Annotated in this window: 14 protein-coding genes; 8 read left to right on the top strand and 6 right to left on the bottom strand. The window is 56.5% G+C overall.

Going from position 1 to position 14,761, the window contains the following annotated elements; all coding sequences use genetic code 11:
• Window positions 1-193: 193 nt before the first annotated feature.
• The 7 genes from dnaA to HFD94_RS14960 all read left to right on the top strand — a co-directional run bounded on the left by dnaA (window position 194) and on the right by HFD94_RS14960 (window position 9,400).
• Window positions 194-1,609, top strand: a complete 1,416-nt coding sequence (gene dnaA / locus HFD94_RS14990; RefSeq protein ID WP_010671615.1) for a chromosomal replication initiator protein DnaA — start codon at window positions 194-196, stop codon at window positions 1,607-1,609.
• A 4-nt stretch (window positions 1,610-1,613) separates the two neighbouring features.
• Window positions 1,614-2,714, top strand: a complete 1,101-nt coding sequence (dnaN, locus tag HFD94_RS14985; RefSeq protein ID WP_010258930.1) for a DNA polymerase III subunit beta — start codon at window positions 1,614-1,616, stop codon at window positions 2,712-2,714.
• A gap of 217 nt (window positions 2,715-2,931) precedes the next feature.
• Window positions 2,932-4,017, top strand: a complete 1,086-nt coding sequence (gene recF, locus HFD94_RS14980; RefSeq protein WP_010258927.1) for a DNA replication/repair protein RecF — start codon at window positions 2,932-2,934, stop codon at window positions 4,015-4,017.
• A gap of 18 nt (window positions 4,018-4,035) precedes the next feature.
• A complete protein-coding gene (gene gyrB / locus HFD94_RS14975; RefSeq protein WP_010258926.1) occupies window positions 4,036-6,444 on the top strand; it encodes a DNA topoisomerase (ATP-hydrolyzing) subunit B in 2,409 nt (802 codons plus the stop codon).
• A gap of 192 nt (window positions 6,445-6,636) precedes the next feature.
• Window positions 6,637-7,116 (top strand): YhcH/YjgK/YiaL family protein, encoded by a 480-nt coding sequence (locus tag HFD94_RS14970; protein WP_010671614.1) that lies wholly within the window; start codon window positions 6,637-6,639, stop codon window positions 7,114-7,116.
• 99 nt (window positions 7,117-7,215) lie between these two features.
• Window positions 7,216-8,025 (top strand): sugar-phosphatase, encoded by an 810-nt coding sequence (gene yidA, locus HFD94_RS14965; RefSeq protein ID WP_010258924.1) that lies wholly within the window; start codon window positions 7,216-7,218, stop codon window positions 8,023-8,025.
• Between the two features lie 115 nt (window positions 8,026-8,140).
• Window positions 8,141-9,400 carry a DUF3748 domain-containing protein gene (locus tag HFD94_RS14960; protein WP_167433258.1) on the top strand — a complete coding sequence of 420 codons (1,260 nt, stop codon included), beginning with the start codon at window positions 8,141-8,143 and terminating at the stop codon, window positions 9,398-9,400.
• Here HFD94_RS14960 and HFD94_RS14955 read toward each other — a convergent pair.
• Entirely contained in the window at window positions 9,375-9,743 is a 369-nt protein-coding gene (locus tag HFD94_RS14955) for a YceK/YidQ family lipoprotein (protein WP_223564587.1), read from the bottom strand. The genes HFD94_RS14960 and HFD94_RS14955 overlap by 26 nt on opposite strands.
• 290 nt (window positions 9,744-10,033) lie before the next feature.
• Between HFD94_RS14955 and ibpA the strand changes: the two genes are divergently transcribed.
• On the top strand, window positions 10,034-10,450 hold the full coding sequence (ibpA, locus tag HFD94_RS14950) for a small heat shock chaperone IbpA (RefSeq protein ID WP_010258920.1): 417 nt from the start codon (window positions 10,034-10,036) through the stop codon (window positions 10,448-10,450).
• A 62-nt stretch (window positions 10,451-10,512) separates the two neighbouring features.
• Here ibpA and HFD94_RS14945 read toward each other — a convergent pair whose 3' ends face one another.
• Genes HFD94_RS14945 through HFD94_RS14925 form a run of 5 tightly spaced genes read right to left on the bottom strand, consistent with a single transcriptional unit; the run spans window position 10,513 to window position 14,751 of the window.
• Window positions 10,513-11,424 carry an EamA family transporter gene (locus HFD94_RS14945; RefSeq protein WP_167433257.1) on the bottom strand — a complete coding sequence of 304 codons (912 nt, stop codon included), beginning with the start codon at window positions 11,422-11,424 and terminating at the stop codon, window positions 10,513-10,515.
• A 21-nt stretch (window positions 11,425-11,445) separates the two neighbouring features.
• Window positions 11,446-11,946 carry a YbaK/EbsC family protein gene (locus HFD94_RS14940; protein WP_010258916.1) on the bottom strand — a complete coding sequence of 167 codons (501 nt, stop codon included), beginning with the start codon at window positions 11,944-11,946 and terminating at the stop codon, window positions 11,446-11,448.
• A 29-nt stretch (window positions 11,947-11,975) separates the two neighbouring features.
• Window positions 11,976-12,776: a hypothetical protein gene (locus tag HFD94_RS14935; RefSeq protein WP_010671609.1), complete on the bottom strand. Its 801-nt coding sequence runs from the start codon at window positions 12,774-12,776 to the stop codon at window positions 11,976-11,978.
• A 5-nt stretch (window positions 12,777-12,781) separates the two neighbouring features.
• Entirely contained in the window at window positions 12,782-13,489 is a 708-nt protein-coding gene (locus HFD94_RS14930) for a class II glutamine amidotransferase (RefSeq protein ID WP_062759433.1), read from the bottom strand.
• The gene (locus HFD94_RS14925) at window positions 13,477-14,751 is read right to left on the bottom strand and encodes an acetyl-CoA carboxylase biotin carboxylase subunit family protein (RefSeq protein WP_010671607.1); all 1,275 of its coding nucleotides are present in this window, start codon (window positions 14,749-14,751) and stop codon (window positions 13,477-13,479) included. The genes HFD94_RS14930 and HFD94_RS14925 overlap by 13 nt, the downstream gene beginning before the upstream one ends.
• Between the last annotated feature and the right edge of the window lie 10 nt (window positions 14,752-14,761).

The following is a 14,761-nucleotide window of genomic DNA, read 5'->3' as shown; positions in this document are numbered from 1 at the left end:
CTGTGTAGAAAGGGAAGATCTCTGCCTCGCTTTGCGCTATGATCCGCCCTTCCGCTGACGATCCTCCGGTGATTGCAGGACGGAAAACCGCTGATAGCGGTCGCAGGCGCTTTCTTAGCGTCTGTGTCAAAAATGAACGTTTCTTAGAGTAACGCCTACTATTCTTTTCGAATTTGTACGAGTGGAGTCCGCCGTGTCACTTACGCTTTGGCAACAGTGTCTTGCCCGTTTGCAGGATGAGCTTCCTGCCACCGAATTCAGCATGTGGATCCGTCCACTGCAGGCTGAGTTAAACGACAATACGCTTGCCTTGTATGCTCCAAATCGCTTCGTACTCGACTGGGTTCGGGACAAATACCTTAATAGTATCAATGCACTGCTGAATGAATTCTGCGGTCCAAACGTGCCCACGCTGCGTTTTGAAGTGGGAACGCGCCCGGTTCAGCAGCAGGCGGCAGCGGTCAGCCAGCCTGTAATGGCCAGCGTCAGCGCGCCCGTGATGCCCGTACAGAGCCATATTCGTCCGGCCCCGACGCAGATCATGCGTCCCAGCTGGGATAATGTCCCGGCTCCGGCCGACGTCACCTATCGCTCAAATGTGAACAACCGTCATAACTTCGATAACTTCGTCGAGGGTAAATCTAACCAGCTGGCGCGCGCGGCGGCACGTCAGGTGGCGGATAATCCAGGCGGCGCTTACAACCCGCTGTTTCTGTATGGCGGCACCGGTCTCGGTAAAACGCACCTGTTGCATGCGGTGGGCAACGGCATCATTGCCCGAAAACCCAATGCAAAAGTGGTTTATATGCACTCCGAGCGCTTCGTGCAGGACATGGTTAAAGCACTACAGAACAATGCGATTGAAGAGTTCAAACGCTACTACCGTTCGGTAGATGCGCTGCTGATCGATGACATTCAGTTCTTTGCTAATAAAGAGCGATCGCAGGAAGAGTTCTTCCACACCTTTAATGCCTTATTAGAGGGCAACCAGCAGATCATCCTCACCTCGGATCGCTATCCAAAAGAGATCAACGGGGTGGAAGATCGTCTTAAATCACGTTTCGGCTGGGGTTTAACGGTGGCGATCGAGCCGCCTGAGCTGGAAACGCGTGTGGCGATCCTGATGAAAAAAGCGGATGAGAACGACATCCGTCTGCCTGGTGAAGTCGCCTTCTTTATTGCCAAGCGGTTACGCTCTAACGTGCGTGAGCTGGAAGGCGCGCTGAATCGCGTGATCGCCAATGCCAACTTTACTGGCCGGGCGATTACCATCGACTTCGTGCGCGAAGCGCTGCGCGATCTGCTGGCGCTGCAGGAAAAGCTGGTCACCATCGATAATATTCAGAAGACCGTGGCTGAGTACTACAAAATTAAGGTGGCGGATCTGCTTTCCAAGCGCCGTTCGCGCTCGGTGGCACGTCCACGCCAGATGGCGATGGCGATGGCGAAAGAGTTAACCAACCATAGCTTGCCAGAAATTGGCGATGCTTTTGGGGGGCGCGACCATACAACGGTGCTTCATGCCTGCCGCAAGATTGAGCAGCTGCGTGAAGAGAGCCACGATATCAAAGAAGATTTCTCTAATCTCATCAGAACATTATCTTCCTGACGCTATGAAATTTATTGTTGAACGTGAGCAGTTGCTGAAGCCGCTGCAACAAGTAAGTGGCCCCCTGGGTGGTCGTCCGACGCTGCCGATCCTTGGAAACCTGCTGCTGCAGGTAACTGAAGGTTCGCTGTTGCTGACCGGTACCGATCTGGAAATGGAGATGGTCGCACGCGTGGCGCTGACTCAGGCACATGAGCCTGGATCCACCACCGTTCCGGCGCGTAAATTCCTCGATATCTGTCGCGGATTGCCGGATGGCGCAGAAATTACTCTGGCACTGGAAGGCGATCGCATGCTGGTGCGCTCTGGCCGCAGCCGTTTTTCGCTGTCGACCCTGCCCGCCAGTGACTTCCCGAATCTTGACGACTGGCAGAGTGAGGTTGAATTCACCCTGCCACAGGCAACGCTGAAACGGCTGATTGAAGCGACTCAGTTTTCGATGGCGCATCAGGATGTGCGTTACTACCTCAACGGCATGATGTTTGAAACCGAAGGGGAAGAGCTGCGCACCGTGGCCACTGACGGTCACCGTCTGGCTGTCTGCTCCATGCCGATTGGTCAGGCGCTGCCGAGTCATTCGGTGATTGTGCCGCGCAAAGGCGTGATTGAACTGCTGCGTCTGCTGGATGGCGGCGATACTCCGCTGCAGGTTCAGATTGGCGGCAGCAATATCCGTGCGCATGTCGGCGACTACATCTTTACCTCTAAGCTGGTTGATGGTCGTTTCCCCGATTATCGTCGCGTATTGCCGAAGAATCCGGACAAAGCGCTGGAAGCGGGCTGCGATCTGCTCAAACAGGCCTTTGCCCGCGCCGCTATCCTCTCTAACGAGAAGTTCCGCGGTGTTCGCCTCTATATCACCGAAAATCAGCTGAAGATCACCGCCAATAATCCTGAACAGGAAGAAGCGGAAGAGATGCTGGATGTCAGCTACAACGGTACTGAACTGGAGATTGGCTTCAACGTCAGTTACGTGCTGGATGTGCTGAACGCGCTGAAGTGCGAAAACGTCCGTCTGCTGCTGACCGATTCAGTGTCGAGCGTGCAGATTGAGGATGTGGCGAGTCCGGCAGCGGCCTATGTCGTCATGCCCATGCGCTTGTAGAATATATCGGCCTGGCTTACTTGCCATTCTGATTCCGGGCAGTGCTCGCCCCTGGTCACATACTTCAGTATGCTCCCAGGGCCTGCGCGCTGGCCGGAACCAGACTGGCGGCGACGCCGACGGCCAGGTGACTGAGGTATCGGGCAAACCTGCTTTGCCGTTGATGCCCTGGATCGCCAGGCCCAAAATTTTATTGCCCTTCACGCTGGACTGATTCATGGCTTTAACCCGCCTTCTTATCAAAGATTTTCGTAATATTGAGCAGGCTGACCTGCAGCTGGCACCCGGCTTTAATTTCCTGGTTGGTGCCAACGGCAGTGGTAAAACCAGCGTTTTAGAAGCGATTCATACTCTGGGGCATGGCCGTTCGTTTCGCAGCCTGCAGGCGGGACGCGTGATTCGTCACGATGAGGCGGCGTTTGTGCTGCACGGGCGTCTGGAAAACAAAGAGCGGGAAATTTCAGTCGGGCTGACCAAAAACCGTGCAGGTGACAGCAAAGTGCGCATTGATGGCAGCGATGGTCACAAGGTCGCGGAGCTGGCGCAGCTGTTGCCGATGCAGTTAATCACCCCTGAAGGCTTTAGTTTGCTGAATGGCGGCCCCAAATATCGCAGAGCCTATGTCGACTGGGGCTGCTTCCATAACACCCCCGGCTTTTTTAACGCCTGGAACAACATGCGCCGCCTGCTTAAACAGCGGAACGCGGCGCTGCGCCAGGTCTCACGTTACAGCCAGATTCGTCCCTGGGATCAGGAGCTGGTTCCGCTGGCTGAACAGATCAGCCAGTGGCGGGCGGAATACAGTGCGGCGATTTCCGCGGAGATCACCGCCACCTGTGGCCAGTTTCTGCCGGAATTTGAGCTGCGCTTCTCATTCCAGCGTGGCTGGGATAAAGAGAGCGATTACGCCGAACTGCTGGAACGTAACTTCGAGCGCGATCGCGCACTGACCTATACCGCCAGCGGCCCCCATAAAGCGGATTTTCGTATTCGGGCTGAAGGGACGCCGGTAGAAGATTTACTCTCACGCGGGCAGTTAAAACTGCTGATGTGTGCATTGCGTCTGGCACAGGGCGAGTTCCTGACAAGCCAGAGCGGACGCCGCTGTATTTATCTTATTGATGACTTTGCTTCTGAGCTGGATGAGAGCCGCCGACGCCTGTTGGCGGAACGGTTAAAAGCCACTCAGGCTCAGGTGTTTGTCAGCGCAATTTCTGCCGGACATGTAATCGACATGACCGACGAAAAGGGCAAGATGTTCCGCGTGGAACAGGGTAAAATAGCGGTTCAACCTGAAGATTAAAATGAGCGAGAAACGTTGATGTCGAATTCTTATGACTCCTCAAGTATTAAAGTCCTGAAAGGACTTGATGCGGTACGCAAACGCCCGGGCATGTATATCGGCGATACCGATGACGGTACCGGTCTGCATCACATGGTATTCGAGGTCGTGGATAACGCAATCGACGAAGCGCTCGCTGGTCACTGTAGTGACATTGTGGTCACCATCCATGCCGATAACTCCGTATCGGTGCAGGATGATGGACGCGGCATTCCTACCGGTATTCACGAAGAAGAGGGCATTTCTGCCGCTGAAGTGATCATGACCGTGCTGCATGCTGGCGGTAAGTTCGATGATAACTCCTATAAAGTCTCCGGCGGCCTGCACGGCGTGGGCGTCTCCGTGGTTAACGCCCTGTCGCAGAAGCTGGAGCTGACCATTCGTCGCGAAGGCAAAGTGCATCAGCAGATTTACGTCCATGGCGTACCGCAGGCACCACTGGCGGTGACGGGTGAGACCGACATTACAGGGACCCGTGTGCGTTTCTGGCCGAGCCACGAAACCTTTACCAACGTGCGCGATTTTGAGTATGACATCCTGGCGAAACGCCTGCGTGAACTCTCATTCCTGAACTCCGGCGTGTCGATTCGTCTGGATGATAAGCGTGATGGTAAAAGTGATCACTTCCACTATGAAGGCGGCATCCGGGCGTTTGTTGAGTACCTAAACAAAAACAAAACCCCGATTCATCCTACCGTGTTCTATTTCTCTACCGAGAAAGATGGCATTGGTGTGGAAGTGGCGCTGCAGTGGAACGACGGCTTCCAGGAAAATATCTACTGCTTTACCAACAACATCCCACAGCGCGACGGCGGTACACACCTCGCCGGTTTCCGTTCAGCGATGACCCGTACCCTGAATGCCTACATGGAAAAAGAGGGTTACAGCAAGAAGGCCAAAGTCAGCGCCACCGGTGATGATGCCCGTGAAGGTCTGATCGCTGTGGTTTCGGTGAAAGTGCCGGATCCTAAATTCTCCTCGCAGACCAAAGATAAACTGGTCTCCTCCGAGGTGAAAACAGCGGTTGAGCAGCAGATGAATGAACTGCTGGCTGAATACCTGCTGGAAAACCCATCAGACGCCAAAATTGTAGTCGGCAAAATCATCGACGCTGCCCGTGCCCGTGAAGCGGCACGCCGCGCCCGTGAAATGACCCGCCGTAAAGGCGCGCTGGATCTGGCGGGTCTGCCAGGCAAACTGGCAGATTGCCAGGAGCGCGACCCGGCGCTGTCTGAAATCTACCTGGTGGAGGGTGACTCCGCAGGCGGCTCGGCCAAACAGGGCCGTAACCGTAAAAACCAGGCGATTCTGCCGCTGAAAGGTAAGATTCTTAACGTTGAAAAAGCGCGTTTCGATAAGATGCTCGCCTCCCAGGAAGTGGCCACGCTGATCACCGCGCTGGGCTGCGGTATTGGTCGCGACGAGTACAACCCGGACAAGCTGCGCTATCACAGCATCATCATCATGACCGATGCCGACGTCGATGGTTCGCACATCCGTACCCTGCTGCTGACCTTCTTCTATCGTCAGATGCCTGAAATCATTGAGCGCGGCCACGTTTATATCGCCCAGCCGCCACTCTACAAAGTGAAGAAAGGCAAGCAGGAGCAGTACATCAAAGATGACGAGGCGATGGATCAATACCAGATCGCTATCGCGCTTGATGGCGCGACGCTGCACACCAATGCCAGCGCGCCGGCGCTGGGCGGTGAGCCGCTGGAGACGCTGGTCACTGACTTCAACAGCACCCAGAAGATGATCAAGCGTATGGAGCGCCGTTATCCGATGGCCATGCTGCGTGCGATGATTTATCACGACACGCTGAGCGACCTGACCAGCGAAGCAGAGGTTACAACCTGGCTGAATGGTCTGGTGAGCTATCTGACTGAACGCGAAGCGCACGGCAGCACCTATCTGGCACAGGTGCGTGAAAACCGCGAATCAAACCTGTTCGAGCCGGTACTGCGCGTCCGTACCCACGGTGTAGATACTGACTATCCGCTGGATGCTGATTTCATTCAGGGTCCTGAGTATCGCAAAATCTGCGCCCTGGGCAGCAAACTGCGTGGTCTGCTGGAAGAAGATGCTTACATCGAACGTGGCGAGCGTCGTCAGCCAGTGGCAAGCTTCGAACAGGCGATTGAGTGGCTGATTAAAGAGTCGCGTCGCGGCCTCTCGGTCCAGCGCTACAAAGGTCTGGGCGAGATGAACCCGGAGCAGCTGTGGGAAACCACCATGGATCCAGACAGCCGTCGTATGCTGCGCGTCACCATTAAAGATGCGATTGGCGCTGATCAGCTGTTCACTACCCTGATGGGCGATGCGGTTGAACCGCGCCGCGCCTTCATCGAAGAAAATGCGCTGAAAGCCGCCAATATCGATATTTAACCGGCATCAGAGATGAAAGGCCATCACCCAGGTGATGGCCTTTTTTTTGTGCCGTCCGGGCGGAAAACCCGCCAGGGCGTGCCTTCCTGCCCGTATGCTGCGATCCCGATCACGTTTTAACCCGGTCAGCTCCCTTACTCTTGCCCCTCTTTGCGCATTTACCGCGCACTATTCCACACAGGGAGTTACACCATGATTGTTTGCGATCGTCACGACTGGGACAGAGAACGTCACGCCTTTCATCCGGTAGTCGATCAGGCGATAAGCTGGATTGCCAGCACAGATTTCAGCCAGCTGGAAACCGGCAAATATGAGATCCTGCCCGACAACAAAATGTTCTGTCTGGTGCAGGAGATGATGACCGAACCGGCCAGCGCACGCAAAGCGGAGTCCCACTTCAACTACATCGATATTCAGTATCTGCTGACAGGCACCGAAAATATTGGCGTGGCCCGCGCCCATCCCGACCAGCACATCACCGAAGATTTTGCCCAGCAGCGTGACGTCGTTTTTTATCAGAAAATATTGAATGAGTCAGTGATTACGCTGATGCCCGGCATGTTCGCGCTCTTTTTCCCGCACGATATCCATCGTCCCTGCTGCGCCCCTGGCGAACCCGCAACAATCCGAAAAGCCGTGATTAAAATCCACCGCGATCTCTTTACCGCCTGAACCTGGTGGTCAGCTGGCCGTTCTCGCCTGCCATGAAACTGGTCAATGTGCGCTGAATCGCGCTAGCATTGAACAAAACCCAGACGCTACGAGGACTCTATGGCTATTAAATTGATCGCTATCGACATGGATGGCACCCTGCTCAACCCGCAACATGAGATCACACCGGCGGTGAAATCCGCCCTGGATCGCGCCCGTCAGCAAGGGGTGTCGATTGTTCTGACCACCGGCCGGCCGTTTGTGGGTATCCAGCGCTATCTCATGGAACTGGATATGCAGACGCCCGGCCAGTACGCGATCAGCAACAACGGTGCGCTGGTTCATCAGGCCGAAGATGGTGAGTGCGTGGCGGAAGTGACGCTGACCTTTGACGACTACCTCTACATTGAGAACCTGGCACGTGAGCTTGGCGTACATTTCCAGGCATTCGACAAAACCCATCTCTATACCCCTAACAAAGACATCAGCGAATACACCATCCATGAAGCGAGCCTGACCGGCATTCCGGTGCGCTACCGCGCGGTGGAGGAGATGGATCGTGCCATGCGCTTCCCGAAACTGATGATGATCGACCGGCCCGCTCTTCTCGACGCGGCGATTGCCCGCCTGCCCGGGCATGCTCAGCAGACCTACACCATCCTGAAGAGCGCGCCTTATTACCTCGAAATCCTCGATCGTCGGGTGAATAAAGGCCAGGGCGTCAAAATGCTGGCTGAGAAGCTCGGCCTGAAGCAGGAAGAAGTGATGGCGATTGGCGATCAGGAGAATGACCTGGCGATGATCGAATACGCAGGAACGGGAGTCGCAATGGGGAATGCCATTGACTCTGTTAAGAAAATTGCTCAGTTCATCACCAAAACCAATATGGAGGATGGCGTCGCGCATGCCATCGAAGAGTTAGTGCTGTAACGGCCCGTTCTCTGCCGGGCCGCTTCGGCCCGGATCCCCTAACCCGGCAAAAATGCTGCACCGCAAAACAGAATCGCGTAATTTGTCGGGCAACTCTTTCTCCGTGGGTTTCATCATGTCAGAAAAACAGATCACCTTTGCTGCCCGTCAGCATCAGCTCACCAATATTAATGTCTGGACTGCCGACAGCCAGTGGCTGGCGTTTGACGTTCGTCCATCGGGCGCGTCGTTTACCAGCCAGACCATTGAGCGGGTCAATGTGATGACCGGTGAGGTGGAGGTGCTCTATCAGGCCCGGCATGGTGCTCACGTCGGCGTCGTCACGGTCAGTCCCGATCTGCCACCGCGCTACGTCTGCATTCATGGCCCGGAACATCCCGATGCCAGCTGGCAGTATGACTTCCACCACCGGCGCGGGGTGATCGTTCAGAACGGTGCAGCGGTGAATCTGGATGCCTGCGATATCACGCCGCCGTTTACCCCTGGCGCGCTGCGTGGCGGCTCGCATGTACATGTCTTCAGTCCCGATGGTTCTCGCCTGAGCTTTACCTACAATGACCACGTGATGCACGAACTGGATAGCCGGCTCGATCTGCGCAACGTCGGCATCGCGGTGCCCCTTTGCGCGGTAACGCCTGAAAAGCAGCATCCGCGCGAATATGACGGCACCTTTTTTTGCCTGCTGGTAAGCCAGACGCATGCGGAACCGCTGCCAGGCAGTGACCAGATTAATCGTGCCTGTGAGGAGTGCTGGGTCGGTGAGCGTGGCTACCAGAAGCCGGACGGCAGCTGGCAGCGCTGGGCGATCGCCTTTATTGGCGACACGCTGACGGCGCAGGGCGAAAAACGGCCTGAAGTTTTTATTGTTGATCTGCCTGATGCGCTGGAGGATTACGCACGCGCCGGAGAGATGCTGCTGGAGGGCAGCAGCCAGCAGTTACCTGCGCCACCGGCTGGCGTGCAGCAGCGTCGCCTGACGCACAGCCGTGGTGTGGCTATGCAACCTCGCCACTGGCTGCGCGCCGCACCGGATGGCAGCCAGATAGCGTTTCTGATGGCGGATGCCGCAGAGGTGATCCAGCTCTGGACGGTGTCCCCCAACGGCGGCGAACCGCGTCAGATCACCCGACTCAGCCACAGCATTCAGTCCGCCTTTAGCTGGCATCCTGACGGCCAGGCGATCGCTTTTATCTGCGATAACAGCGTGATGCGATGTGACGTTGAGAGCGGCGCGTGTCAGCGTCTGACCCGCAGAACGGAAGAGGCGCCATCAGGTGACGCGGTGGTCTGGTCACCTGATGGTACACAGATTGCTTATATGCGTGAGGTGAATGGCTGGCGGCAACTCTTTACGGTTGCGGCAGTGACCGCATAGGAGGCATAGGCTGCGCCTGCGCCAGGCTTTCCTGCGTATGCGCCAGCCTTTCGCTCTGCAGGATGCGTTCACGTGGAGAGTCGAGAGATTTATCTTTGTCGCTGCGGTAGTAGTCCCACGGCAGCAGCAGCGTATCCAGCACAGCAGAGAAAGGAAGATCGATTAACGCCAGCGGCTTCAGCGCCCAGCTGGTATCACCATCGGACAGCATATCAGCGCTGGCACGGGTGCCTGGATAGTAGCCCTGACTCGCACCTGTGTGAGACATCACGCTGGAACAGCCGGTTGTTGCCATTGCGCAGCACACCACTCCAGCCAGAGGTAAGGTCTTCATCAATTTCATCATCATCATCCCTTCAGTCATGGCATAAGCCTGGCTGAGTTTGCTTGCCAGACAACGTCAACACTCTGGGGCGAAGTCCGTCTGGGTCTGGCAAATGTAGTCCTGAGTGTATGTCATTTCCTCAAATTGGCGAAAAAAATTGCATTTCACCCTCTTGAAAATGGTCTTGTGGCACCCATTTTTAGTTTACGGACGCACTCACCGTTGCCGCAAGGGACAGTGGGGTGCCGTATCCAGCCTGTCCAGTAGTGGAAGGTTGCCAAAACTTGCTGAAATTCAGGAGTCTTAATATGCGTAATTTTGATCTCACCCCACTTTATCGCTCTGCTATCGGTTTTGATCGCCTGTTTAACCTGCTCGAATCTAATCAGAATCAGAGCAATGGCGGCTATCCTCCCTATAACGTTGAACTGGTCGATGAAAATCACTATCGCATTACTATTGCGGTGGCCGGTTTTGCTCAGAGCGAACTGGATATCACGGCGCACGATAACGTGCTGATCGTGCGGGGTGCCCATCCTGAAGAGCAGACCGAGCGTAAATACCTGTATCAGGGTATCGCCGAGCGTAACTTCGAGCGTAAATTCCAGCTCGCCGACCACATTGTGGTGCGCGATGCCCGTCTCGAAAATGGTCTGCTGAGCATCGATCTTGAACGACTGGTGCCGGAAGAGGCGAAACCACGCCGTATTGAGATTCTGAAGTAACCATGACAAACGCCGCGTTAGCGGCGTTTTTTTTGCCCTTATATCTGAAGGCAGACTTGTCCTTACGGCTGCGTTCGCATCGCTAAGCGCTGACCCAGCACGCCACCAAACACGTTGACCAGCAGCCCCAGTATAATCACCACCGCACCCAGCATCTGCTGCCCGGAGAGATGCTCATCCAGCACCAGCGCGGCGGTAATAATCCCCACCACCGGCACCAGCAGCGACAGCGGCGCGACGCGCCAGGTTTCGTAGCGACTCAGCAGATTCCCCCAGATAGCGTAACCCACAATGGTGGCGAAAAATGCCAGATAGAACAGCGCCAGCACGGTCTGCAGGCCGATATGCAGCAGGCTGTAAACGATGGCGGCCTGACCATCAAACAGCAGCGAACAGGCAAAGAAAGGAACGATCGGCACCAGCGCACTCCAGACCACCAGTGACATGATCGGCACGCTGCGGTTCCGCATAATAATCTTATTGGTGATATTACCCAGTCCCCAGGAGAGCGCCGCCGACAGCGTCAGCATCATGGTGGTCAGCGTAATACCGGCGCTGGTCTGCCCTTCCATGCCTGCCGTCGCCAGCAAAAACATCCCCAGCGTAGCGATGATAATCCCGACAATATGATTCCAGCGCAGCCTCTCCGCCAGCAACAGCGCGCCCAGCAACAGGGTAAAGAATGCCTGCGCCTGCAGCACCAGCGAGGCCAGACCGGCAGGCATGCCGAGCTTGATCGCCAGGAACAGAAAGGCGAACTGACCAAAACTGATGGTCATGCCATAAACCACCAGCCAGCGCAGCGGAATCGGCGGGCGACGCACAAAGAAAATGGCGGGAAAGGCGACCAGGGTAAAACGCAGCCCGGCGAGCAAAAAAGGCGGCATACCCTGCAGCCCCAGCTTGATCACCACAAAATTGACGCCCCACGCCACCACCACGCACAGCGCTAACAGCATATCTTTTACCGACATCAGAAACTCCTTGTCCTGCCGTCAGGCGGTGACCGCAATCGGGGTCGCGATATCGGCACAGCAGCCTTCACCCACGATGCGAAAATAATCATCTACAGCCAGCGCGATCGACTTATCCAGCTCGCCCGCGTTAAACCATAACGTTCCGACCTGTTGCAGCCGGGTATCCACCCGCAGCGCCAGCCGGTCATCAAAACTAAACGGCGGTACCGCGCCCATCACACAGCCCGTCAGCGCCTGCGCCAGCTCCGGAGCAGCAAAAGAGGATTTTTTGCCGCCGATGGCGCGCGCCGCACTTTTGAAATTGATCCGGCAGTCGCCCGGCACTATCGCCAGCAGCTGACGCGATGGCGCACCGTCCGGCATGCTGACCTCCAGCACCATCGCTTTGGCCGCCTGGCCCAGCAGGTTACCGCGTATCTGGCTGATCTGTTCGGTCTGCCCTATCGCCTCATGTTCCACCACGCGGTAGCTGGCCTGCTGCTGATCCAGCAGCGCAGTAATTTTTTCAAACGTCGTCATTCCCTTCTCCTGTTCTGGCACAGCCCGGCTTAGCTCCAGGCGATAGCGTGTTTCATTTTTTTATCGGTCAGCCCGAAAAAGAAACCCATGGTGATACGGGTATCGCCTTCGACCCGATCGATCTCATGATAAAACGCAGGATTAAACAGATAGATATCGCCACTGCGTGGTGAAAATTCGCAGATCTCACTGTTTTCAATCACCCCACTGCGATAACCCAGCTCCCCGGCAGTTTTGAACTGCTCATCCTCTGGCGACCACTTTTTGTTGTAGATACGCAGTGCTCCGCCCGCGTTGCACTCCTGCAGGCAGACCACGCAGCTGAGCTGATGCAGGATTTGCGTCACCACTAGCGAAGTCTCTGCGGCGTCGCGCACGATATTGTCGTTATGCAGCGGGTTCGCGACGCCATTGGCATGAAAGCGCACGATAGAACCGGCATAGTCTCCACAACCCGGTTCGTGGGCGATGCGTAAACTTTCCAGCCGCAGCGCATGCTGAACCCAGCGGTAAATCTGTTCGCGCAGCGTATTCAGTGAGGGCGGCAACGCCGGCTGGATATCGCGCAGCTCGGTAAAATAGTTATCGGGAGCCGCAGTATGACGCGCCAGATAGGGGCCGAGCGTGGTCAGCGCGCCATTGGGATAGTGGGAGACACGGATCTTTTCCCGGCAGCTCTGCAGGTCGGTCACCACCGCTTCCCGCACCTCTGGCGTCAGGAAATTACGCAACACCAGCAGCGGCACCCGTGCGGTAACGATGTCATCCAGCCAGGTCGATTCCACAAACATGTTGGGATTAATCACGCGGAACTGATTGAAAATTGCCATGTTTATCACTCCCTAAACGGTATTTCATAGAGTTCATGATTGTTCATTCGCCGCCAGTTGCCAGCGCTGCCTGGTATTGCCACGGGTTCAGAGGCGATCAGCGTGCAACCATCCTGTTGCTGAAAATGCATCGTAAAATAGTCGGGCCAGGGCGTGTCGTGCGGATACCACTGCCACGCCCAGGCTTTGTCACGGGTGACGAAAATGGCATTCCCTGCGCTGCCGCCCGGCTCTACCTGCGCCATCTTTGCGCGCAGATAGTCGCGGGTGAAATCGGCAGGCGTGGTCTGATCCACCAGATAACGCAGATACTCTTCTGAATCGAAGCGCGATTCGGCCAGACCGAGCTGGCGGTAAATCGTCGGCAGAAAGCCGTTATGCATCATGTACCACTGATGTCCGGCGCTGTTGCGCCACAGCGGATGAGAAAACGCCAGTCCCTGATTTTTACTCAGCGTGGCGTGCCGCACATGCACCGCCAGAAACCGGCTGCGCAGCCGATCCACATCGATACCGGGCAGCGCTTCTGCGAACGCGCCGGTGCCGTGCAGGGTACGAATCTCACCCTCTTCGAACCACAGACAGCCCCAGCCGTTAGGGTGTGATTTGATCGGGCCATCGTGTTCGGCGCTTTCACCGCAGCTCATGGCGCGCGCCGCCTCCAGAATCTCTGCGCTGTCGAACCGGCCATGCGCCAGAATCATCCTGCACATACTTTATCTCTCCCGGCCGCCACCGGCTGCGCGGCAATCACCTGCTGAAAAGTGGTCATAATCGGCTCACGCGCTGTGGCCGTCAGGCTGAAAGTGGCCAGAATGCCCGCGTGACGCGTCAGGTCGGCATAGAGCGATGAGCGTGACGAAACCTGTAACGCAGGCAATCTGAGTGGCGGTAACAACGCGCCCTGCTGATGCTGATCGATCCAGCGTTCGGCAGCCTGCAGCTGCGCCGGTTGCCGCAACCGCAGCTGGCCGACCGCACCGGGTGTGGTGAAGGCAAAGACAGGTAACGCGCCGCCCGCTTCTAACCGGAAGGTGACTTCCGCCCAGTTGATGCCAGTCGCCTCCTGCACCAGCGTCGCCACGCCCATGCCGGAGAGCCGGAACCCCATCTCCAGGAAATGCGGCACGCCGTTGACCACAATAAAATCGATATGAAATGCACCCTGACGATAGCCAAAGGTTTCGCAACAGAAGGTCATCAGGCTGCTGAACGAGACCGGCAGGGCCGCTGCCGCCATCGCCACATGCCCCGACTCATAAAAGCTGACGCAGCCCTCAGCATCCCGGTGCTGCTCAATCACCTTCTGGCAGCAGGTCAGCGCCTGGGGATGTCCCTGATGCACTACGCCCTGTAATGAAAACTCATCGCCGATCAGCGCGCTTTCCACAATAAAGCCGCTGAAGCCGCGTCCGCCGTAGTTCATGGTCTGCACCAGCTGTTTCACTACGCTATGCAGCTGATCGGCATGCTCAATCAGCCAGATACCCAGGCCGCCGCCGCCATCCACCGGCTTCACGACGCAGGGATAGATCAGCGCCTGTCCGGCATCCAGAATGCTGAGCGGCGAGGCGAAAAAGCGGAACTCCGGCTGCGGGAAGCGCGGCCAGGCTTTTTTTAGCGCCATGCGCTGCGCATATTTATCCAGCGGAATAAAGGCGGCGGGCGCATCCGGCCCGGCCAGCATCTCGCGCAGTCGTCCGGCGCTGGCGTTGTAGGCTTCAAAGCCCGCCAGCACCACCAGCGGATGCGCCAGTAAACCGGCGTGCAGATAGGCCTGCATCACCTCCCAGGGATTCTCGGGTCGATCGAGGCGAATGATCAGATCAAATGGCAGAGCCAGGCTTAACGACTGGTAATCGACGAAATCACCCATTTCAGCCAGCACGGTAAAATAGCCGTCGCGCTTCGCCACCGCGCAGTAAGGATTTTGCCCGTCGCGGGTGGCGCCAATTTGCAGAAAAATCTTTTTCATCGCCTCGCCT

This window comes from Pantoea sp. EKM20T (assembly GCF_011800485.1).
Taxonomy (GTDB): domain Bacteria; phylum Pseudomonadota; class Gammaproteobacteria; order Enterobacterales; family Enterobacteriaceae; genus Pantoea; species Pantoea agglomerans.
This window is presented reverse-complemented; position numbering and strand designations above follow the sequence as displayed.